This is a genomic window from Lacticaseibacillus sp. 30 (assembly GCF_053819265.1).
The window spans coordinates 201,599-222,168 of sequence record NZ_JBSOQX010000001.1 but is presented as its reverse complement, the minus strand read 5'-3'; the positions used below and the strand labels follow the sequence as shown (position 1 = coordinate 222,168).

General features: G+C 47.8%; 17 protein-coding genes, 3 pseudogenes and 1 other annotated feature. Of the genes and pseudogenes, 18 read left to right on the top strand and 2 right to left on the bottom strand.

The genetic code is table 11. From position 1 onward, the window contains the following. Window positions 1-538: 538 nt before the first annotated feature. From ACWPAB_RS00995 to ACWPAB_RS00955, 9 genes and pseudogenes are all read left to right on the top strand, one after another. A complete protein-coding gene (locus tag ACWPAB_RS00995) occupies window positions 539-1,390 on the top strand; it encodes a phosphate acyltransferase (RefSeq protein ID WP_003579179.1) in 852 nt (283 codons plus the stop codon). Beyond that, window positions 1,387-2,508 (top strand): butyrate kinase, encoded by a 1,122-nt coding sequence (gene buk / locus ACWPAB_RS00990; RefSeq protein WP_003584443.1) that lies wholly within the window; start codon window positions 1,387-1,389, stop codon window positions 2,506-2,508. The genes ACWPAB_RS00995 and buk overlap by 4 nt, the downstream gene beginning before the upstream one ends. After that, entirely contained in the window at window positions 2,505-3,920 is a 1,416-nt protein-coding gene (gene lpdA / locus ACWPAB_RS00985) for a dihydrolipoyl dehydrogenase (RefSeq protein ID WP_003584441.1), read from the top strand. Before buk ends, lpdA begins: the two co-directional genes overlap by 4 nt. Window positions 3,921-3,937: 17 nt before the next feature. After that, window positions 3,938-4,942 carry a thiamine pyrophosphate-dependent dehydrogenase E1 component subunit alpha gene (locus tag ACWPAB_RS00980; protein WP_003565500.1) on the top strand — a complete coding sequence of 335 codons (1,005 nt, stop codon included), beginning with the start codon at window positions 3,938-3,940 and terminating at the stop codon, window positions 4,940-4,942. A 139-nt stretch (window positions 4,943-5,081) separates the two neighbouring features. After that, the gene (locus ACWPAB_RS00975; protein ID WP_003579170.1) at window positions 5,082-6,068 is read left to right on the top strand and encodes an alpha-ketoacid dehydrogenase subunit beta; all 987 of its coding nucleotides are present in this window, start codon (window positions 5,082-5,084) and stop codon (window positions 6,066-6,068) included. Continuing rightward, window positions 6,068-6,256 (top strand): annotated as a pseudogene (locus ACWPAB_RS00970) (biotin/lipoyl-containing protein); the annotation flags it as partial. The gene ACWPAB_RS00975 and the pseudogene ACWPAB_RS00970, both read left to right, overlap by 1 nt. Window positions 6,257-6,451: 195 nt before the next feature. Beyond that, window positions 6,452-7,402 (top strand): annotated as a pseudogene (locus ACWPAB_RS00965) (dihydrolipoamide acetyltransferase family protein); the annotation flags it as partial. 93 nt (window positions 7,403-7,495) lie between these two features. Next, window positions 7,496-8,440, top strand: coding sequence for a 2-dehydropantoate 2-reductase (locus tag ACWPAB_RS00960; protein WP_003584437.1), 945 nt, complete (start codon window positions 7,496-7,498; stop codon window positions 8,438-8,440). Between the two features lie 14 nt (window positions 8,441-8,454). Continuing rightward, a complete protein-coding gene (locus ACWPAB_RS00955; protein WP_003584435.1) occupies window positions 8,455-9,603 on the top strand; it encodes a PTS sugar transporter subunit IIC in 1,149 nt (382 codons plus the stop codon). A gap of 59 nt (window positions 9,604-9,662) precedes the next feature. On the opposite strand, the gene ACWPAB_RS00950 is transcribed toward ACWPAB_RS00955, so the two are convergent. Together ACWPAB_RS00950 and ACWPAB_RS00945 are read right to left on the bottom strand one after the other, a co-directional pair. After that, window positions 9,663-9,974: a MazG-like family protein gene (locus ACWPAB_RS00950; RefSeq protein WP_016382367.1), complete on the bottom strand. Its 312-nt coding sequence runs from the start codon at window positions 9,972-9,974 to the stop codon at window positions 9,663-9,665. A gap of 45 nt (window positions 9,975-10,019) precedes the next feature. Beyond that, on the bottom strand, window positions 10,020-11,723 hold the full coding sequence (locus tag ACWPAB_RS00945) for an NFACT RNA binding domain-containing protein (protein ID WP_016382368.1): 1,704 nt from the start codon (window positions 11,721-11,723) through the stop codon (window positions 10,020-10,022). A 153-nt stretch (window positions 11,724-11,876) separates the two neighbouring features. Between ACWPAB_RS00945 and ACWPAB_RS00940 the strand changes: the two genes are divergently transcribed. From ACWPAB_RS00940 to hisA, 9 genes and pseudogenes are all read left to right on the top strand, one after another. Beyond that, the gene (locus tag ACWPAB_RS00940) at window positions 11,877-12,743 is read left to right on the top strand and encodes a DegV family protein (protein WP_003565486.1); all 867 of its coding nucleotides are present in this window, start codon (window positions 11,877-11,879) and stop codon (window positions 12,741-12,743) included. A 49-nt stretch (window positions 12,744-12,792) separates the two neighbouring features. Next, window positions 12,793-13,353, top strand: a complete 561-nt coding sequence (locus tag ACWPAB_RS00935; protein ID WP_003584419.1) for an NUDIX hydrolase — start codon at window positions 12,793-12,795, stop codon at window positions 13,351-13,353. Window positions 13,354-13,921: 568 nt separating this feature from the next. Continuing rightward, window positions 13,922-15,019: a histidinol-phosphate transaminase gene (gene hisC / locus ACWPAB_RS00930; RefSeq protein WP_016382318.1), complete on the top strand. Its 1,098-nt coding sequence runs from the start codon at window positions 13,922-13,924 to the stop codon at window positions 15,017-15,019. A 190-nt stretch (window positions 15,020-15,209) separates the two neighbouring features. After that, window positions 15,210-15,464, top strand: a binding site (T-box leader). A 125-nt stretch (window positions 15,465-15,589) separates the two neighbouring features. Next, window positions 15,590-16,738, top strand: coding sequence for an ATP phosphoribosyltransferase regulatory subunit (locus ACWPAB_RS00925; RefSeq protein WP_003584414.1), 1,149 nt, complete (start codon window positions 15,590-15,592; stop codon window positions 16,736-16,738). Continuing rightward, window positions 16,735-17,370, top strand: coding sequence for an ATP phosphoribosyltransferase (hisG, locus tag ACWPAB_RS00920; protein WP_003575083.1), 636 nt, complete (start codon window positions 16,735-16,737; stop codon window positions 17,368-17,370). Before ACWPAB_RS00925 ends, hisG begins: the two co-directional genes overlap by 4 nt. Beyond that, window positions 17,367-18,659, top strand: coding sequence for a histidinol dehydrogenase (hisD, locus tag ACWPAB_RS00915; RefSeq protein WP_003584412.1), 1,293 nt, complete (start codon window positions 17,367-17,369; stop codon window positions 18,657-18,659). Before hisG ends, hisD begins: the two co-directional genes overlap by 4 nt. Before the next feature lie 3 nt (window positions 18,660-18,662). Then, window positions 18,663-19,247: an imidazoleglycerol-phosphate dehydratase HisB gene (hisB, locus tag ACWPAB_RS00910; RefSeq protein ID WP_003565474.1), complete on the top strand. Its 585-nt coding sequence runs from the start codon at window positions 18,663-18,665 to the stop codon at window positions 19,245-19,247. Next, a pseudogene (hisH, locus tag ACWPAB_RS00905) lies at window positions 19,248-19,875 on the top strand (imidazole glycerol phosphate synthase subunit HisH). Beyond that, a complete protein-coding gene (gene hisA, locus ACWPAB_RS00900) occupies window positions 19,853-20,569 on the top strand; it encodes a 1-(5-phosphoribosyl)-5-[(5-phosphoribosylamino)methylideneamino]imidazole-4-carboxamide isomerase (RefSeq protein ID WP_003584409.1) in 717 nt (238 codons plus the stop codon). Before hisH ends, hisA begins: the two are co-directional and overlap by 23 nt. The last annotated feature ends 1 nt before the right edge of the window (window position 20,570 follow it).

The following is a 20,570-nucleotide window of genomic DNA, read 5'->3' as shown; positions in this document are numbered from 1 at the left end:
TGAGTCCCATGTTCAAATCGAAAAAGCCAAGCACGGTTACTTCAAAACATTTTTTGAAGTAACCGTGCTTTTTTGTCCTTGCCGATGACGTGCAACTTATCGAAACCAAGTCACATTGGTGAGCAATCTAAGCACGCCATGAGGAAATGAGAATTTCAGAATATGATCGTTGATTCACATAGTGGCAAATAAAAAAATTATTTTGACTGATATTGGATTAATTAAGCAGGAAAATCCATTTTAAACTGATTTATTAGAAAATGATTTGATTGCATTTATATGCACAATGCGTTGAATTCAGGTTTCATCAAAATAGCTTCATGAGAATTCAGGAAAATCAAGCCGCGTTTTCTTGCTGTATCGATACCAACTGTTATACTACAGATAGGGGCAATTAAAGCTTATATACTTAGTTTCATTAATTTATGAGTAAATTTTATGGAAAATAGACGTCATCTGGTTAATTGTTATACAACAGTTGTTCGCAATTTAAATGGCCACTGGCAAGATACCGTTTATCAACTTTGGAGGTGAAAGGATGATCACAGTTGCTATTCCAATGGGTTCGCAACCAGACATACTAACCCTTGTAACTCGTGCTCGCAGTGAGCTCGCTTCGACCTTGGCGGACAAACTGCAATTTGTTGTGTTTGATAGCGGTTCGAACGTTGACCAAGCAGACACTTGGACGTTTCATCAGGCGCGCGATGAAGCGCACGCGGTGACGCAAGCGGTTGGTTTAGTCGCTCAAGGTAAGGCCGATATTTTACTAAAGGGCATTGTGCAAACGCATACATTACTGAAAGAACTGCTTCGTCCTGACTATCAACTGCGGCTTCAGAAAGTTTTGTCTCATGTTGCGATTATTCATCTGCCACAACTAAACCGGCCGCTTCTTTTGAGCGATGCTGGTATGAATATTGATCCCGACGAAGACAGGCTGACCGCCATTGTCGAAAATGCAGTAGGCGTTGCGCATCAAATTGGTTTGCCAAAGCCAAAAGTTGCGCTACTCAGTGCAGCCGAGAACTTTAATCCGAAAATGCCTTCCTCAGTTTTGGCGCAGGCGGTCGCAAAACAGTTTGAAACGCGCTCAGATGCCGTGATTGCCGGCCCAATCTCGCTAGATTTGGCATTATCACCAGCTTCTGTTGCGCATAAACATTATGAAGGCGTGATTCAAGGTGATGCCGATGTGTTAATTGTCCCAACCATTGATGTTGGCAATGTTTTATATAAGGCGTTGATGCTATTCACGGATGCTCGCTCAGGCGGCACGATTGTGGGGGCCAAAGTGCCGATAGTTTTAACTTCGCGCAGTGATTCCGTTGATAGTAAACTAACGGCGCTGGCATTCGCGATTGCACAACTGAAAGGCGGTGCCTCATGACCATGCATCCAAAACGCGATGTTGTCATCGTGATCAATCCTGGCTCAACTTCGTCCAAAATCGCCTTATTTAAGGCTGGTAAAATGGTCGCCGAACGCACACTTAACCACTCCTTAGCCGAGCTAAGTCAATTTGATGCCGTTATTGCACAAAAAGATTTTCGGATGCAAGCCATTCAAGAATTTTTAGCCGATCAGGACTTTTCAGCAAGCGAAGTGCTGGCAGTCGCTGGACGCGGAGGATTGTTAAAACCAATTCCGGGCGGTACGTATGCTGTCAATGAGGCGATGCTGGATGATTTAACCGCAGCCAAACGCAACGAACATGCAAGTAACCTCGGTGCAGGACTAGCACAGCAAGTCGCTGATCAATATGGCGTCAAGGCATATGTGGTGGATCCACCCGTGGTAGATGAATTGCAGCCGCTCGCTCGTATCAGTGGTTTAAAAGGAATCGAGCGACACAGTGCGGCCCATGTTTTAAATCAAAAAGCCATGGCCCGCCAAGTTTTGGCTACTATGGGCAAGACCTATGCCACAAGCCGTGTGATCGTCGCGCACATCGGCGGAGGTCTCAGCATTCATGCACATGAAAACGGCCGCATGATTGACGGCAATAACGGCATTGATGGTGAAGGACCGTACTCACCCGAAAGAGCTGGCTCACTGCCACTAGTTGATTTTGTTGCCAAAGTGTTAGCTGAGCGGCTGACACTAGCCCAAGTCAAAAAATTATTGGCTAGTCAAAGCGGTTTGCGCTCGTACCTAAACGATATCAGTATCAAAAACATTGTCGCTCGGATTGCTGAGGGTGACGAAACCGCTAAGTTCTACTTAGATGGCATGATCTATCAGATTAAAAAACAGATCGCCGAAATGGCGGGCGTTTTAAATGGTCAGGTTGATGTGATTATTTTGACTGGCGGCGCTGCTTATGCCACTGCTGTGACAGCCCCGCTGCAACATGATTTAGCATGGATTGCACCGGTGGTAGTGCGACCAGGAGAAATGGAAATGCAGGCACTCTATGAGGGGGTGATGCGCGTTTTGAATCATGAAGAACCCGTCCGCGTTTATCAATCAGACGCGTCAACAATCAAAGGGGGAACTGGCAGATGACAATGAACACAGATCTGGTGGTCCTGGGTGGCGGACCCGGCGGTTATGTTGCCGCCATTCGGGCCGCACAGTTAGGCATGCAGGTCGTTTTAGTAGAGAAGGCAAAAGTCGGCGGCATTTGTTTGCACAAAGGCTGCATCCCCACCAAGTCACTGTTGCATAGCGGTGAAACACTGCGACTGATGCAATCAGCTGCGACATTTGGCGGGATCATCGAAGGCAAAGTCGGCATTGATTTTGCTAAGATTCAAGCGCGTAAAGCAACTGTTGTGGACCAGCTTTACCGCGGGGTTCAAGGATTGATGAAGAAAAATAAGATCACCGTTCTTAACGGAACTGGCGCGGTTTTAGGCCCATCGATTTTCTCACCGGTATCTGGAACTGTCTCGGTAACCTTCGATGACAAAAGCAAAGAAGACGTGATGATCGTACCTAAACACGTCATCATCGCAACTGGCTCTAGTCCAAAGACTTTGCCGAGTCTGCCAATTGACGAAAAGATGATTTTGACCTCCAACGGCATGCTCGAACTCACGGCTTTACCGAAGAAAGTCGCAATCATCGGAGGCGGTGTCATCGGCGTCGAATGGGCTTCTCTGCTTAATGACTTTGGGGTGGATGTCACCATCGTTGAATTTTTGGATCAATTGGTGATCAACGAAAGTCAATCGATTGCCCGTGAATTACAGAAACAACTCGAAAACCGCGGCATTCACATCCAACTCGGCGCCAAAGTGGAACAGGCAACGATCAAAAATAAGCAGGTGGCACTGACCATCGCTGAACAAACCGATCCCTTAATCGTTGACAAAGTCATGGTTGCGATTGGCCGCCAGCCAAATGTTGAAGACATTGGACTACAAAATACCTCGATTAAGTATTCGGCAAAGGGCATCACCCACAATGCGTTTTATCAAACAACGGAAGATCACATTTATGCGATTGGCGATGTCATCGATACCCTCCAGTTGGCGCATGTGGCGATGAAAGAAGGTATCATCGCGGTGGAACACATGGCCGGTCTACCAGTTGCACCGCTTAATTACAATGATGTACCGCGTTGTACGTACACCGATCCAGAAATTGCCAGTGTCGGCTATACCTCATCCAATTATCCGCAAGATCGCGACGTGAAAATTGGCCGGTTCAACTTTAATGCCAATGCTAAAGCGATCATTTTGGGCGATACAGCCGGTTTTGTCGAAGTGCTGCGAGATGTGGTAACCGATGACATTATCGGCGTCAGCATCATTGGTGCCCACGCCACCGACATGATTGCCGAAATGAGTGACGCGATGTACCTCGATGCCTCTGCTACAGAGATTGGTGATGCCGTTCATCCGCATCCATCACTATCGGAAGCCATTCAAGAAGCAACTTTAGATACCCACAAGATAGCCATTCACAAATAAGAAAGCGAGTGAGTCTGATGCAAAAAATGAAAACGACAGGGAAACTGAAAACGACAGGATTGAGTCGCGAGACCATTCTTGACGTCTATAAGGCCGTTATGCGTGGCCGCCGCGTCGATGAACGTTTATGGCAACTGACCCGAATTGGTAAATTCTCGTTTAACATTTCCGGACAAGGTGCTGAAGTCGGGCAAGCTGCTATGGCGTTGGCGTTTGATTATGACAAAGATTATTTTCTGCCTTACTACCGGGATCTCACCGCAGTGCTCATGTGGGGGATGACGACAAAAGATATTATGCTGGCCGGTTTTGGGAAAGAAGCTGATCCAGCTTCACATGGTCGTCAAATGCCAAGTCATTACGGCAGCAAGGCGCATAACATTGTGAGTCACTCCTCGCCAGTCAGCACCCAGTATCCAATTTCCGCGGGGATTGCCTATGGTGCTCAGATGCGTGGTGAAGACTATGTCACCGTGGTTACCACTGGGGATGGCTCCTTTAGTCAAGGTGAATGTGCAGAAGCCATGAACATCGCAGGCGTGCACAAGATGCCAGTAGTCTTCGTCGTTGAAAATAATGGATACGCTATTTCGGTGCCAGACAAAGAACAATATGCCGTTGAAAAGTTAGCTGATCGCGGCCCGGCATTCGGTTTTAAGGGGATACGAGTCAATGGCAGCGACTTTGCTGAAACCTATCTGGCTTTCAAGCAAGCAGTGACGGATGCCCGTCAAGGCAACGGCCCGACCTTGATTGAGATCATGGTTGAACGACTCACCAGTCATTCTTCCGACGATGATCAGCGGGTATACCGTAGTGCCGAAGAACTTGCCGAAATCAAAGAAAATGATCCGGTGAAACTTTTCCAACAACAATTAATCGACGAAGGGTACCTGAACGAAGCCGACATTGATCGCATTGAGAAGGAACTTGAAACCGAGATTAACCAAGCAACCGATGAGGCAGAAGCCATGCCTGATCCAGATCCAGCCAAGATCACCGACCAGTTGTACGCAGAATAGGAGAGCGCGAACTGCCACGGGTAGAAACCGGAGTACAAGTGTCCTTGGACGTGGATGGTCGCACTTTGACCATTGCGACCAAGATACTTACACGCAGGTTTCTGGGCTGGTGAACGCGTTTAAAGGAGGATGAAGAACCATGGCTGAATTAACTTATTTAGAGGCGATCCAACAAGGTATTGACGAAGAAATGGCGAAAGATGAAAACGTCCTTATTTTCGGGGAAGATGTCGGCGGTGACAAAGGCGGGGTCTTTGGCGTCACGAAAGGCTTGGCTGCCAAGTATGGCGATAAGCGGGTTTTCAACACACCTTTAACGGAAATTGCTATTGGCGGTATGGGTGTTGGCCTTGGACTAGTTGGCTTCCGGCCAATCGCCGAATTCCAATTTGCTGATTATATTTTACCAGCTGTCAACCAGCTCAATTCCGAAGCTGCCCGCATGCGGTACCGCAGCAAAGGCGACTGGACCGTGCCGGCAGTTTTCCGCGCTCCATATGGCGGCGGCGTGCGCGGCGGCTTTTATCACTCACAATCAACGGAAAAGATCTTTGCTGGGCAACCAGGTTTGCGGGTCGTCACCCCGTCAAATCCATACGACGCAAAAGGCATGATTAAAACTGCGATTCGCAGTGACGATCCGGTGATTTTCTATGAACACAAACGTCTATATCGCTTGCTAAAAGCGGAAGTGCCGGAAACGGATTACACCGTGCCAATTGACAAGGCTAATGTGATTCGCGAAGGTGACGACTTGACCGTGATTGCATATGGGGCGGTGCTCCAACATGCCTTAACTGCTGCGGAGAAGCTGGCCGGTGAAGGCGTCAGTGCAGAAATCGTTGATGTCCGCTCACTTTATCCACTTGATCGGGAAACCTTAGTCGCAGCAGCAAAGAAAACCGGTAAAGTCTTATTAATCACCGAGGATAACAAGGAAAGCACCATCATGAGTGAAGTTGCAGCCATGATTGCCGAGGATGCCCTTTTCGATCTCGATGCACCAATCAGACGGTTAGCAGGACCTGATGTGCCGGCAATGCCATATGCTGTTGGGCTGGAACGAGCATTCTTAGTTAACGAAGAACAAGTTTACAACGAAATGAAAGCGCTCGCAGCATATTGATGAAGGGGGAAAATAGCATGGCGATCGAACAAATCTTACTGCCCGGTTTAGGCGAGAGTGTTCACGAAGCGTCCATCATTAATTGGCTGGTCAAACCAGGCGATCATGTCAAAAAATACGATCCCTTAGCTGAAACCGTATCAGATAAAGTGACGACCGAAATTCCATCGAATTTTGCTGGCGTCATTAAAGCCTATCTCGTTGACCTTGATAAAGAGGTTCCAATCGGTACACCGATCATGAGCATCGAAGTTGAAGGCGCAGCAAGTGCGCCTGAACCAGCTGCCGCCACCAGTTCACCGGCTGCACAACCGGCATCGCCACCAGCACCAGTACCAATTCCGGCAGCGCCAAGCAAACCTAGTGCCGCTGGCGGCAAGCGTTTTTCACCCGCCGTGTTGGCTTTAGCTGAAGAAAAAGGCATCGATCTTAATGATGTCATCGGCACCGGTAACAATGGCCGAATCACCCGCAAGGATGTGCTCAATTACACGCCTAGCGCCAGCGCGCCAACCTCAGTGCCTGAGCCTTCAGCTCCGGCTCAAGCAACCACCCAAGCGCCAACCGCACCGCCCGCATCAGCAATACCGGAAGCACCAAAGCCAGCACCTGAAACGATCAACTTTGAACCTGGAATTCATGATCAAATTGTCCCGGCTGATGGTATTCGTAAAACAATTGCTCGTCACATGGTGCAAAGTGCCACCGAAATTCCGCATGCTTGGATGCTAGTGGAAGCAGATGTGACGAACATGGTTAAACTGCGTAACCGCATGAAGGACAACTTTAAACAGCAGGAAGGCATTTCCTTATCTTACTTTCCATTCTTCATTAAAGCCGTCGTTCAAGCCTTGAAGAAACATCCGAAGATCAACACTAGCTGGCAAGACGGGAATATTGTTTATCATCAGGATTTCAATATCTCAATTGCCGTTGCAACCGATGATTATCTTTATGTACCCGTGATAAAACATGCCGACCAGCTGTCCATCACCGGGATTGCCAAAGAAATCAACCGTCTAGCGCAACTCACGCGCGCTGGGAAACTGACGTCGGCTGATATGGCAGATGGCACCTTCACCGTGAACAATACCGGATCGTTTGGCTCAGTTGCCTCCATGGGGATTATTAATTATCCGCAGGCAGCGATTATGCAAGTCGAAAGCATCAACAAGAAACTGGTCGTCACCGATGACGGCATTAAGATCGCTGACATGGTCAATCTGTGTCTGTCGCTGGATCACCGTATTCTCGACGGCCTGCAAGCCGGACGATTTATGAACGATGTCAAATTGAACTTAAGTCAATACAACATCGAGTCGGATCTTTACTAAAGCACAGTACGACATGTTTGCGTTGAGAACATTGAATTTCCACAGATTTTCAAAACAGCTGTAGAGATGTGCCATGACAGGAGGAAAAAGATCATGAAAATTACAATTGCTGGTGTCGGGGCCATGGGTGGCCGCTATGCATTGATGCTCAGTCGCGCAGGCAATGATGTCGACGGTATTGACGGCTGGGCTGACAATGTGAATGCTATCAATGAGCATGGCCTGCAGGCTAACTTCGATGGCGAACAAGTTGTTGCTAAGATCAAAGCCTATGAACAATCCAAAATTGATCCAAACGCGGTGGCTGATCTCGTCATCCTCTTCCCGAAATCCATGCAACTAGACGGTATGATGCAGTCATTAAAGCCGGTGATCACTGACCATACTAAAATTCTGTGTTTAATGAATGGTATCGGTCATGAAGAAATCATCGAAAAATATGTCACACGCGACAATATTTTTATTGGTAATACGATGTGGACCGCCGGAATGGAAGGACCAGGCAAATTAAAGCTATTCGGCAGCGGTTCAGTCGCCTTGCGCAACGTCGAAGACGGCGAAGCAGCAACCGCGGCTGCAAAAAAGATCGTGAAATTGTTATCAGACGCTGGACTAAATGCTGAATACTCTGATAATATTCTGTATACGATCTACAAGAAAGCAACGGTCAATGGCACAATGAACGGCTTATGCACGATTCTGGACTGCAATATGAGTGAATTTGGCAGCACCTCAACCGCTGAGGACATGGTTGTCGCAATCGTCAAAGAATTCTCGGCAGTTGCCGCAAAAGAAGGCATTGATTTGAATGTGCCTGACACGGTGGACTACATCAAAACAACCTGGGATCCAAACACGATCGGCCATCATTATCCGTCCATGCATCAAGACCTGATTACCAATCACCGCTTGACTGAGATCGATTATATTAACGGTGTGATTGATCGGCGCGGTAAGAAGTACGGTATTCCGACCCCATATTGTACCTTCTTAACCCAACTAGTCCACGCCAAGGAACAGTTGCTGCACGCAAAATAATGAAGGGGTGACACATGATGGCTGATTCGACGAACAAGGAGATGACCCATGCGGCTGCAGATGCACTTGTAGACGAACAAAAGGGGAAAGCAGGCGGGCTTGTTGAAGACAACAAAACACCTGAAAAGTCCCAGAAAATGACGCCACGCGTTTTTCTTAATAAGGTTTTATCAGGAACGGCCTTGGGCGTTATTATCGGCCTCATCCCCAATGCTGTTCTATCCGGCATTCTTAAATACTTCGGCACCAACACATTTGCGGTCATGTTGACGCAAATTGCCGTGATTTTTCAACTTGCGACACCGTTGATTATTGGCGGTTTGATCGCTTTGCAATTTGAATTCAATCCAATGCAGATGATGGTAACGGCTGGTGCTTCCTTTGTTGGTTCGGGGGTTGTGAAATTTAATCCTGCCATGAAAGCCTATGTCGGTGCCGGTACCGGTGATTTAATTAATACCATGATCACCGCCTCAATTGCTGTGTTGGTTCTGATGTGGGTCAAAGATAAATTCGGCTCCACAGCAGTGGTTGCCATGCCGATCTTGGTTGGGTGCGGGGTCGCCTATATCGGGGTCTTACTGTTGCCGTTTATTGCAGCATTTACCGCAGCGATTGGCGATGTAATTAACAGTTTTACGACCTTACAGCCGATTTTCATGGCAATCTTAATTTGCTGCTCCTTCGCCACGATTATCATTAGTCCAATTTCGACTGTTGCCATTGGCCTAGCCATCCAACTGAACGGAGTTTCGGCTGGTGCAGCGGCGATGGGGGTTGCAGCAACAGCACTTGCGCTTGTCGTTTATTCATGGACCGTGAACAAATCTGGCGTGACCTTGGCAATTGCTTTAGGTGCCATGAAACTCATGATGCCGAACTTGTTCAAATATCCGATTATCTTAGTACCGTGCTTGTTCACCGCGATCATTTCGGCAATTCCAGTTGCACTGCTTTCTATCAGCGGTACGCCGCAATCTTCTGGGTTCGGGATTGTCGGCTTGGTCGGACCGCTGGCATCCATGGAGGCTGGCCTAGCGATCCCGCTGGTTGTCCTTTGCTGGATCGTGATTCCAGTTGCAGCAGCCTTGCTAAGTAAGTTATTGTTTGAAAAAATGCTCAAGCTTTTCGATAGCAATGTTGTGTTTAAGTTCCAAGGTTAAACAGCATCAAAAAAGCTCACGTTTTGCGACGTGAGCTTTTTTGGTGCCGTCAGAACAAGTTATTCAAGATGTTTATGGCCTTGCGCATCATACACGCGGTGGTCGTTAATGGCGACTTTCTTGTGGACGGCTTGGGCTAAATCAACATCTGTCATCTCGGCAATGCCAAGTAGATAAATGGTGATATCAGCCAATTCTTCCGCGATGTTGGCGTGATCGTCCTTTAATAATGCCGTCGTTAATTCAGCCATTTCATGGTTGGCCAATAACATTTCGAAATTTGTATCAGTGGTGTTCCAGCCATGTTTGATCTTGTTAGCTAATATATGCGCCTGAACGGTTTTGGATGAAGGAATGTCTGATGCTTTCATCGTTCTGATTGCCCCCTAGACACTGACATCAATTGAACGTGACGATTACTTGGTAGGCGGGTTGCGTAACTTGTCGACCAGCTCGACGTCAGGCGTGACAGCGACCGTCTTTTGCCCTTCATAAACCACAAAACCTGGCTTGGCGCCATTGGGTTTACGAATCTTTTTGACTTCGATCCAGTCCACCGGTACATTAGCACTGTCACGGGCTTTCGAAAAATAGGCGGCCAACTTAGCCGCTTCGAGCAACGTTTTCTCGCTTGGCTGATGACTATCGATGATAACATGGGAGCCTGGTATATCTTTCACGTGCAGCCAGATATCGGTTTTCTTAGCGGTGTGCAAGGTCAATTGATCATTCTGCAAGTTATTCTTGCCCACCCAAATTTTGGTGCCATCGCTGGCATAAAATTGATCAGGTTTTGCGACCTTTTGGCGTTTAGCCCCTTTTTTGTTGGTCTTTTGCTTGCGTAAATAGCCTTGCTGCTGCAGTTCGAGCCGAATATCGGCCAAATCTTTCGGGCTAGCGACGTCGATCTGGGCCATGATACCTTCAAGATAATCAATTTCTTCCTGATTTTCCTGCATTTGTTGATGGACATGGGCAACGGCATTACGCAGTTTTGTATATTTAGCGAAGTACTTCTGAGCATTTCTAGACGGCGTCAGTTGGTTGGATAGTGTGATTTTGATTGGCCGATTATCATCATAGAAATTAGGCAGCTCGATGCTGGTCATGCCGCGTTCGACCTGACTTAAATAAGTCGTCAACACTTCGCCCCGAATTCGGTAATCATCGGCCTTTTCCGTTTCCTCTAAGGTCCGCTGCAACTTACGCTGTTTTTTGCGATCTTTATCAAGGACGTTCTTGATGACGTGGATCAGGTTCCCACCTTGCTGCAAGACGCGATCGTGCTCCGCCTTTTGTTCATAATAAGCATCCAACATCGTGCTGAGGGTCGGATATTGGCTTTGCTCACCAGTCAATGACAGGTAGGGGATTGCCGTGAAAACGGCCTTTTTACCTTGTGCCGTGATGGTCGGCACGGGTGTCGCCAGTGCGGCAAAGAAACCATCCCAGCCTGCATCGCCTTGGTTGAGTCGTAACGCAAGCTCAGTAGCCGAATCTTTAGCTAAGCCTTGATAATGCTGTTGTAACAGCGCTGCGCGACTTAAGGCGGGCGTGACCTCGCGTTCTAATGCGTGGTAACGCCGGTCTGGATCGTGAAAAGGATCGGTTTTGTCTTGCTTAGGCGGTTCAACGTAAGGGGCACCTGGCATCAGGGGACGATAACGATTTTGATCGGCCGACACATGCCGAATGAGATCAATAATTTTACCAGTACGTTCACTGACAAGGAAAATATTGCTGTGGCGACCCATCATTTCGATGATCAACCGCAAGCCGAGTTCGTCGCCGAGTTCGTCACGGGTTGAGAACTCAAAGTGGAGCACCCGGTCATTTTGCACCTGATGCACGGCAGTTAAGGTGGCCGCATTAAAATACTTCCGCAACGTCATGGTGAATGTTGCGGGAACATCAGGGTTCGTGAATGGAATATGCGTGATCTGAACCCGCGCATATTGAGGGTTGGCTGACAGAAGGAGGGGATGATTCTTTCGTCCCGCTCGAATAGTGATCACAACTTCATTTTCATAAGGTTGTTGAATTTTAGCAACACGGCCGCCGCTTAAAGTTGCATTTAGCTCGTTGGTCATGGCATGGGTAAAGATTCCGTCAAATGACATGTTGATCCGCTCGCTTTCCAATTGTACCAATCATTTTACCGGTTTTTGGGTGGCATAGCAAAAAGCGGGTGGTGGGGGACTGCGCACCCGCTACATTTTTGTTTTTTATGGTATGATGTAGACAATCATTTTTGAAAAAGTGGGTGTCTGTACATGAAAATTGCTATCGTGACGGATAGTACCTGTTATCTGCCGCAAGCCGAAATTGACAAACATCACATCACTGTGGTGCCGATTCCGGTTATTCTTGACGGCGCGGTTTACGACGAAGGCAAGGATATCACCACCGAAGAATTCTATGCCAAATTAAAGACTGCCAAAACGTTCCCCAGCACCACGCAGCCGCCGCTGGGCGAGATGCTGAAGCTTTACGAGAATCTTGCTAATGAAGGCTATGACACTATCATCAGTATTCATCTGGCCAGCACAATTTCCGGTTTTGTGAATACATTGAAAGGTGCCGTAGATGAGGTTCAAGGCGCAAAGGTTTATGTTTATGATTCACAAATTACCGTTATTTTGATGGGTTGGCTGGTTTTGGCAGCAGCACAAATGGCCGAAGCCGGTGATGATCCTGAGGCGATCTTGGCTCGATTAGATAACTTACGCACAACCATGGGTGAGTATTTTATCGTTAATGATCTGCAAAACCTTGTTCGCGGCGGCCGACTCAGCAATGCCTCGGCTTTTATCGGTGGCATGTTAAAGATCAAGCCATTGTTAACGTTTGACGATCAAAGTCACAAGATCGTGGCGATCGAAAAAATTCGCTCCATCAAAAAGGCTTACTCTCGCGTTGAGACTTTGTTTCAAGAAGAACTTGATCGAGTTGATTATCCGGTTCGCGCGGTTGTTATCCACGCTAATGATCCAGACGAGGCCAATCGTTGGTTAGCAGATTTACAGCAGAAGTTTCCAACAGTTCCATTCGAACTATCTTACTTTGGCCCAGTTGTCGGCACCCACTTAGGTGAAAAGGCAATCGCCTTAGCTTGGATGAAGGATTTTACGAAAGCATAATCAGAAGTCGCGTTTAGGCGCGGCTTTTTCAATTGAAGGAGATGCCTATATGTTTTTTGATCAACCGCTAGCAAAAGGAAAAATTCTGAGCGAAACCCCGCATTATCATGGGCCGATTTTCGATGTTGTGACGCAACATATTAAAACGCCTGATGGCCTCACAGTTGAGCGTGACTTGATTCGCCACGCCAATGCAATGGCCATGTTGGCTATGACCGATGATGGGCGCGTGCTAGTCAATCGCGAGTATCGAGTTGCGGTAAACAGTGAAGTCTTTGGCTTACCAGCCGGTTTGATGGACCCGGGTGAAGACTGGCAAACAGCCGCAAGCCGGGAATTGCGCGAGGAAACCGGCTACGTGACGCACGATTTGCAGTGGATGACCGCTATCCGTTCAAGTGAAGGGATGACGGATGAAACCGTCAATCTGGTGTTGGCACATCTTGACTTGGCTGATAAAACAAAACAAGACTTCGATCAAGACGAATTTGTAACTAGCCGATTAGTCCCATTTTCTGAATTAGTTGCGGGTGTCAAAGCTGGCAAAATCCGTTCGGCGCAAACGGTATCGGCTGTGACTTATTATTTGGCTTTTATCGCCAAAGATTAAAATATTGATTAGAGGTTGGGGCTGAGCCATAGTTCCTCATAGAACTTGTGAATTATTAGATTTCGAATAATTCAGGAAAAGCTCAGTGCAAAAATTTCTTTGCCGTGCCAAACTCCGCAATCTCCGGCCAGATGGAGCTGGAACGCGTGACGGCGCTTCGAGCCCGCCAAACCCACGGTCTCGAAGTCGCCTAACAACATCAGCGACAAAGCCCGGTCGCTGTGTTGTTTGCACAGCTGAGCCCCATCTGGCCTGTGATTGCTCCGCCTTGGCACTGATTTCTTCAAATTTTCAATAAAAATTATCTATGTGAAAAAGGTCAACGTTTTTCCTTTGTATGGAAATTGTTGCCTTTTTTTGATGACTTCGCGCTATGGTTTAACCTGATTATTTGCTTAAGAAAAACTACTCAGCTTAATTAAAATAACTAGATTTCTCCGTGCTTGGTCAGCAACAGCAAGCCAATACTTTGATTCGACGCTTATCCTATGAATATTTATGCATAATATATTTACTTTTCAAGCAATTGCGCGTACACTCGAAAGCAATTAAGAAAGCAGGTGGCGTGATGTTACGCAAAAGTGTTGCCAAGCTGCCGGACTATGTTTCGGACAGCACACCGGAGCGACTCGCGAAAGCAGCGGGACTTGCCAAGCTGACGCGTTTGTCATTCAATGAAAATCCGGTTGGCACATCGCCCAAAGTGAAAGAAGCGCTCGCAAATTGGGCGTTTTCGCAAGGACGCAATTATCCTGATCCAGATGCACTGCCATTACGAACAGCCGTGGCCGAACGACTACACGTAAACCCCGACCAGCTCCTTTTTTCCAGTGGTTTGGATGAAATGATTGCCTTGATTTGCCGGACATTTTTGGAAGTCGGGGACGAAAGCCTTCAACCGTGGCCGACTTATCCTGAATATCAACTACAGGCAGCTATCGCGGGTGCCACAACGGTGAATGCTGCCGTAACGCCGGCAACCGGACTTATTGATCTTGATGATTTAGCCGCGCACATTACGGCCAAAACAAAAGTGATTTGGTTATGCAATCCGAATAACCCGACCGGTACTTATTTACCAATTTCTCAGATCGCCCAGTTTATGAAGCGGGTGCCTACTGATGTGCTAGTAGTGGTTGATGAAGCCTATATTGATTTTGTCGCCGACGTTCCGAATCCGTCTGCGCTGTCACTGGTTACCCAATTCAACAATTTACTAGTCATGCGGACATTTTCAAAATTGTACGGTCTAGCTAATTTTCGCGTCGGGTTTAGCATCGTGCCGCAGCGAATAATTGCTAAAATGCAGAATGTGCGCTTGCCTTACAACATTAGCGGTATTAGTCAGACGGCGGCATTAGCAGTTTGGCAGGATCAAGCCTTCACTCAAACCGTGAAACAGCAACTATTGACAGCACGGCAGCAATGGTCAGCTTTTTTTGAGGCCAACCACATTCAGCACTATGCCAGTCAGACCAACTTTATGTTGTATCAAGTCGCCGATCCCCAAGCGCTTGGCGCCTTTTTAAAACAGCATGGCTACTTGGTTCGCGACAGTATGGTACCCGGCTGGATTCGCCAAAGTTTTGGAACACCTGCGCAAGATGCAGAGATGCGACAATTACTACTGACGTTTCTTAAAACGGATACTGAGGTCCCTAATTAGTGGACTGATTATGCAAAAAAAGATGTTTAATTTCAAAATAATAATTTGACCAAATATTCATAAAAAAACATCATTGATGCTGGCTGCCGCACCTTTTTATGCCACAACTTGTGGTGGCATTATCCGCGCCGAATTAAAAAAAGGTTGACAATGGCAAAATGATGGCTATTATGAAAGTCACATTAACAAACATGAAGTTGTGATTAGAACAAGTAAGCTGATCATGATCAACAGAGAGCGTCTATTGCTGAAAAGACGCGATTAGCCAGCTGAACACACATCTATGAACTTGACGGCTGAACTAAGTAAGCTGTCACGCATCCGTTGCGTTATCACTGCTGCCAACTGCTGTTCGCAATTGCTGACAGTTACTTGGCAGGTGAGGTTTAGGTCGCAAGAGCTAAACAAAATTGAGGTGGTACCGCGGTCAAAAATCGCCCTCGGAAACGTTTTTTCGTTTTCGAGGGCGATTTTTTTTAGGCGCGACCAGGAGCGCATAGGTTTCTGCGACTGCGAGCGCGTTATCGCGAGCACCAAGCCAAACTTCATGTCAACGAAAGGAGCTAACTCATGTCAAATCGGCATCTGCCTATTGGCACACGCGACGAATTCGGGCCGCGGGCCATTCGCAAGGAGAATCTCATTCAAACCATTAGTCAACAATTCATTCAAGCCGGGTTCGAGCGGGTCAAAACCCCATTGTTGGAATATCGAGATGTGTTTAAACCGTTAGCTGTCAGTGGCGAACAACCTTATCAAATGCTCGATGATGCTGGCGAATCAGTGGTTATGCGGCCTGATCTGACTTTACCGCTTGCGAGATTGCTTAGTACCACGAGTATCGTGCCGCCAGTGCAATGGTGGTATGTCGGCGACATTTTTCGAGTTAAGAAAAGTCTAAGCGGTACTTATAACCAGATCACCCAAGCAGGTATTGAGCTTATTGGGTATCGCTCCCTCAAAGCCGAGTGGGCATGTCTCAGCGAAGCAGGAAAAATTTGTCGCACGCTAGGATTGACACATCTCACGTTAGAGTTATCTGATGCCCAGTTCGTTCCGCAAATCTTACGAACACTTCAACTGAATGATGCCGCGGCTGATGCATTTCAAACCGCTTTCTTTGCTAAAGAGCTAAGCACCTATCAAGACCTGATTGCGCCGCTTGCTACAAACCCACTTTATCCATTTCTTCAACAGTGGCCATGGCTTTTTGGCGATAGCGAAACGATCTTTGCCGAATTGAAACGGTTATTGCCGTCGAATGTGATTACGGATCGCTTAGCCCCACTTCAACAAACGGTGGCCTTTCTCAAAGATCAATTTCCGGAGTTGCGCGTGACGATCGATCTCACCAGCCGGCCACCACAATCTTATTACACCGGCATCTTCTTCCATGCTTACGTTGATGGCGGTCACCAATATCTTTTTAGCGGCGGTCGCTATGACAAATTGCTGGCAAGTTTTCAACAAGAATTGTTGCCAGCGGTTGGCTTAGCTTTTGACATTGATGCCGTGACTGATCAATTGCCGAATGCGCCTGACCAGCCCCTCACATTTGTCTATGGTCTGCCATCGCAATGGCAAGCCGCAGCAGCGATGGTTGCCACCACCCCGAATGCAAGACTGTGTCTGGTCGATACTTTGGCAGAGGCTCAAGCTGCAGCGACAAAACAGCATGCTAACCTGATTGATCTTTCCCCAAAGGAGGCGATCCTATGACACTCACCATTGCGCTCACTAAGGGGCGAACTGAAACGCAAGTCTTACCCTTACTCGCGGCTGCCGGGATTCACTGTGAGGCCATTCAAGCCAAAAGCAGACGGTTGATTTTTGCCGATGATCCGAATTTTCACTTTATTTTGGTTAAAGCCCCGGATGTGCTGACCTATCTCAATCATGGCACCGTCGATATTGGGATTGTCGGTTCGGATATTCTGGCTGAGCAAGGGCATCGCCAGTTTGACATGTTGGATCTCAACACTGGTCGTTGCCGCTTCATTCTTGCTTCAACCGCAGACTTTGATCCAAAGCAGACGAAACGTAAACTCATCGCGACCAAGTACCCGCACATTGCGCAACAGTATTTTCAAAAGCAAGGCGAGGACGTTGAAATCATCAAAATTGAAGGGTCTGTCGAATTAGCACCACTCACTGGTATGGCCGATGCCATCGTTGATATCACCGAAACTGGCACGACCTTACGCGAAAACCACCTCAAAGTGTTCGCCGAACTCGCGCCTGTCTCGACACATCTCGTTGTCAATCGCTTGGCCCTGAAACAAAAACGCACAGAGATTTATCAGCTTATTCAATCTTTACAAAAAGTTCGCCCTCAGGAGGCATCGTTATGAAAATTTTAACCGGCACGTTAAGCCAGCTTAAGCAACAAGTCGACATTCGGCGCACCGCCGTTGCCCAAAATACAGATGTACAAACGATTGTTCAGGCGATCATCGCGAAAGTCAGAGCAGAAGGTGACTCAGCTTTGCGTACTTATAGCAATAAGCTCGATCACGTTACCGTTAATGACTTTCAGGTTGACCAAGCGCTCATCGATGCCGCGCCCGCACAACTGCCGTCAAAACTATTGAAAGCTTTGCAATTAGCGAAGGCCAATATCACAAGTTATCATCAAAATGAAATCGAACGCGGTTTCGTCGATACGCCAAACCCTGGCATCATTCGTGGACAAAAAATCACCCCGTTGGCTGCAGTCGGCCTCTATGTTCCCGGCGGCACAGCTGCTTATCCGTCCACCATTTTGATGACCGCTATCCCCGCTAAATTGGCCGGTGTCAAAAAGATTGTGATGGTGACACCGCCGCAACCAGATGGCCTTAATCCAGTTGTACTAGCAGCGGCTAATCTCGCTGGCGTAGACGCTATATATCAAGTCGGTGGCGCCCAGGCAATTGCTGCTTTAGCTTATGGCACCGAAAGCATCCCCCGCGTTGATAAAATCATGGGCCCAGGCAATCGCTATGTTGCGGAAGCTAAAAAGCAGGTTTTTGGCAACGTTGCTATTGATATGATCGCTGGTCCTTCAGAAATCGGCATCATTGCCGACGAGTCAGCCGATCCGATTCGATTAGCTGCCGATCTTTTATCACAAGCCGAACATGACCCCAATGCGCGCGCGATGATGGTAACCCCAAGTGAAAAACTGGCTTCGGCAGTCAGCGAACAGATCGATATTCAGTTGCCAACCTTACCTCGAGAATCGATCGCGCGAGCAGCAATTGAAAATCAAGGATTCATTGCGATTGTAGCAACCATAAACGATGCCTTTTCATTGATGAATACAATTGCACCCGAGCACTTAGAAGTTCAGTTGCCTGATCCGATCACGTATCTAGCTCAGATTCAAAATGCCGGATCCGTTTTTCTTGGTCAAAATGCTGCTGAGCCGGTCGGTGATTATGTCGCGGGACCCAATCACGTTTTGCCTACCGCCGGATCAGCACGGTTTTTCTCACCACTGGGGGTCTATGACTTCGTTAAGCGTACCCAGTTCATTCAGTACAGCTCAGAAGCACTAGCAAGTCAGGCAGACGCAATCGTCACCTTGGCACAAGCAGAAGGACTAGATGGCCACGCTGAAGCCATCATCAAACGTGTCCCTGCCGCAAAGGAGGTTTAACTTATGCGTACAGCTACCATTACCCGAACTACCAAGGAAACAACGATTACGATCAGTCTCAACCTTGATCAGCAAAGTGGCATTCAAATTGCTACTGGCATCGGTTTTTTTGATCACATGCTGGATGCATTTGCTAAACATGGTCGATTTGGCTTAACTGTCGATGCGCAAGGTGATTTGGATGTTGATCCGCACCACACCATTGAGGATACCGGCATCGTGTTAGGTGAATGTTTTAAGCAGGCGCTTGGCGATAAAGCCGGGATTGAGCGTTTCGGCAGTGCTTTTGTGCCAATGGATGAAAGTCTGGCGCGCGCGGTTGTCGATCTCTCTGGACGCGCGTACCTCGTTTTTGATGCCGAATTAACTAATCAGCGATTAGGCGGCTTTGATACGGAAGTCACAGAAGATTTCTTCCAGGCGGTTGCCTTTGCTGGTGAATTCAACCTGCATGCCAGCGTTCTGTATGGCCGCAATACCCATCATAAAATTGAGGCCTTATTCAAAGCACTGGGTCGTAGTTTACGAGCTGCAGTCGCCATTAATCCTGAAGTGCAAGGCATTCCCTCAACAAAGGGTGTGATTTGAATGATTGTGATTGTTGATTACGATACAGGCAACACCCGCAATGTTAAAAAAGCACTTGATTATCTGGGGGGTCAACAATCAACTCTCAGCCGACCCCGCGATTATCATGGCTGCTTCCGGTTTGATTTTGCCGGGTGTCGGCGCTTTTAAAGAGGCGATGAAAGCCTTGAATCAACGACAACTGGTGCCTGTCATTCAAGCGTTTGCTGCTACTGGCAAGCCGTTGTTGGGTATCTGTTTAGGGATGCAGTTGCTATTTGATCGCAGCTTCGAGTTCGGCGAAACTGCTGGTCTTGGCCTCATTCCCGGCGAAGTCGTTGCCATCCCGACTGACTCGGGATTAGCCGTCCCGCACATGGGTTGGAACACCAACAGCCTCACGCAACCCGATTTATTTGCTGCGGTGTTTGCTGATCAAGCAACTTATTTTGTCCATTCCTTCTATGCAACAACGCTGCCACAATTTACGCTGGCAACCACTGATTATGGACAACCTCTGACTAGCATTGTTCGTCGCAATAATGTACTTGGGACCCAGTTTCACCCAGAAAAAAGTGGCGCGATTGGCCTAGCCGGCTTGAAAAAGTTCAAGGAGATGACCGAAGATGAAGCTCTATCCCGCGATTGATTTGCTCAATGGCAAAAGCGTTCGCCTCACGCAAGGTGATTACGACCAAGTGAGTTTAACTGAAGACCCGCTCTATCAGGCACAGCGGCTGACAGATGCCGGATTTGCCCATTTGCATCTCGTTGATCTTGACGGCGCACGGGCACAACGTCCGATCAATCGAACGGTCATTACGCGCATTCGTGAACAAACCTCGGCTTTTATTGAACTTGGTGGCGGCATTCGAACACTGGCTGCCATGGAAATTTATCTTACGATAGGCATTGACCGGCTTATTTTAGGATCGGCAGCTGTTTCCGATCCTGATTTGGTCGAACAAGCTATTGCGAGATTCGGGTCTAATCGAATTGCGGTTGGCATTGATACCCGCGCCGGGAAAGTGGCGACAAACGGTTGGTTAACCACCAGCCAGCAGACGGCCAACGCCCTTCTAACCGCCATGCAACAACGCGGCGTCACCACATTTATCGTGACCGATATTGCCAAAGATGGGATGATGCAAGGCCCGAATGCCCAGTTACTTGCGGACTTGCAACAGGCGATGCCCCAAGCCACGATCATCGCCAGTGGCGGCATCAGTTCACTAGCTGACTTACACCGCTTGCAAACCGCTGGCATTCAAGCAGCCATCATCGGCAAAGCATGGCAAACAGGCGCTATTGAATTAGCAATGCTCAAACAAATGGAGGGTTAAG

Excerpts from the sequence above, each read along its gene's own strand:
- ACWPAB_RS00995 (WP_003579179.1), top strand. The coding sequence starts at position 539 with ATGATCACAGTTGCTATTCCAATGGGTTCGCAACCAGACATACTAACC.
- buk (WP_003584443.1), top strand. The coding sequence starts at position 1,387 with ATGACCATGCATCCAAAACGCGATGTTGTCATCGTGATCAATCCTGGC.
- lpdA (WP_003584441.1), top strand. The coding sequence starts at position 2,505 with ATGACAATGAACACAGATCTGGTGGTCCTGGGTGGCGGACCCGGCGGT.
- ACWPAB_RS00980 (WP_003565500.1), top strand. The coding sequence starts at position 3,938 with ATGCAAAAAATGAAAACGACAGGGAAACTGAAAACGACAGGATTGAGT.
- ACWPAB_RS00975 (WP_003579170.1), top strand. The coding sequence starts at position 5,082 with ATGGCTGAATTAACTTATTTAGAGGCGATCCAACAAGGTATTGACGAA.
- ACWPAB_RS00960 (WP_003584437.1), top strand. The coding sequence starts at position 7,496 with ATGAAAATTACAATTGCTGGTGTCGGGGCCATGGGTGGCCGCTATGCA.
- ACWPAB_RS00955 (WP_003584435.1), top strand. The coding sequence starts at position 8,455 with ATGATGGCTGATTCGACGAACAAGGAGATGACCCATGCGGCTGCAGAT.
- ACWPAB_RS00950 (WP_016382367.1), bottom strand. The coding sequence starts at position 9,974 with ATGAAAGCATCAGACATTCCTTCATCCAAAACCGTTCAGGCGCATATA.
- ACWPAB_RS00945 (WP_016382368.1), bottom strand. The coding sequence starts at position 11,723 with ATGTCATTTGACGGAATCTTTACCCATGCCATGACCAACGAGCTAAAT.
- ACWPAB_RS00940 (WP_003565486.1), top strand. The coding sequence starts at position 11,877 with ATGAAAATTGCTATCGTGACGGATAGTACCTGTTATCTGCCGCAAGCC.
- ACWPAB_RS00935 (WP_003584419.1), top strand. The coding sequence starts at position 12,793 with ATGTTTTTTGATCAACCGCTAGCAAAAGGAAAAATTCTGAGCGAAACC.
- hisC (WP_016382318.1), top strand. The coding sequence starts at position 13,922 with ATGTTACGCAAAAGTGTTGCCAAGCTGCCGGACTATGTTTCGGACAGC.
- ACWPAB_RS00925 (WP_003584414.1), top strand. The coding sequence starts at position 15,590 with ATGTCAAATCGGCATCTGCCTATTGGCACACGCGACGAATTCGGGCCG.
- hisG (WP_003575083.1), top strand. The coding sequence starts at position 16,735 with ATGACACTCACCATTGCGCTCACTAAGGGGCGAACTGAAACGCAAGTC.
- hisD (WP_003584412.1), top strand. The coding sequence starts at position 17,367 with ATGAAAATTTTAACCGGCACGTTAAGCCAGCTTAAGCAACAAGTCGAC.
- hisB (WP_003565474.1), top strand. The coding sequence starts at position 18,663 with ATGCGTACAGCTACCATTACCCGAACTACCAAGGAAACAACGATTACG.
- hisA (WP_003584409.1), top strand. The coding sequence starts at position 19,853 with ATGAAGCTCTATCCCGCGATTGATTTGCTCAATGGCAAAAGCGTTCGC.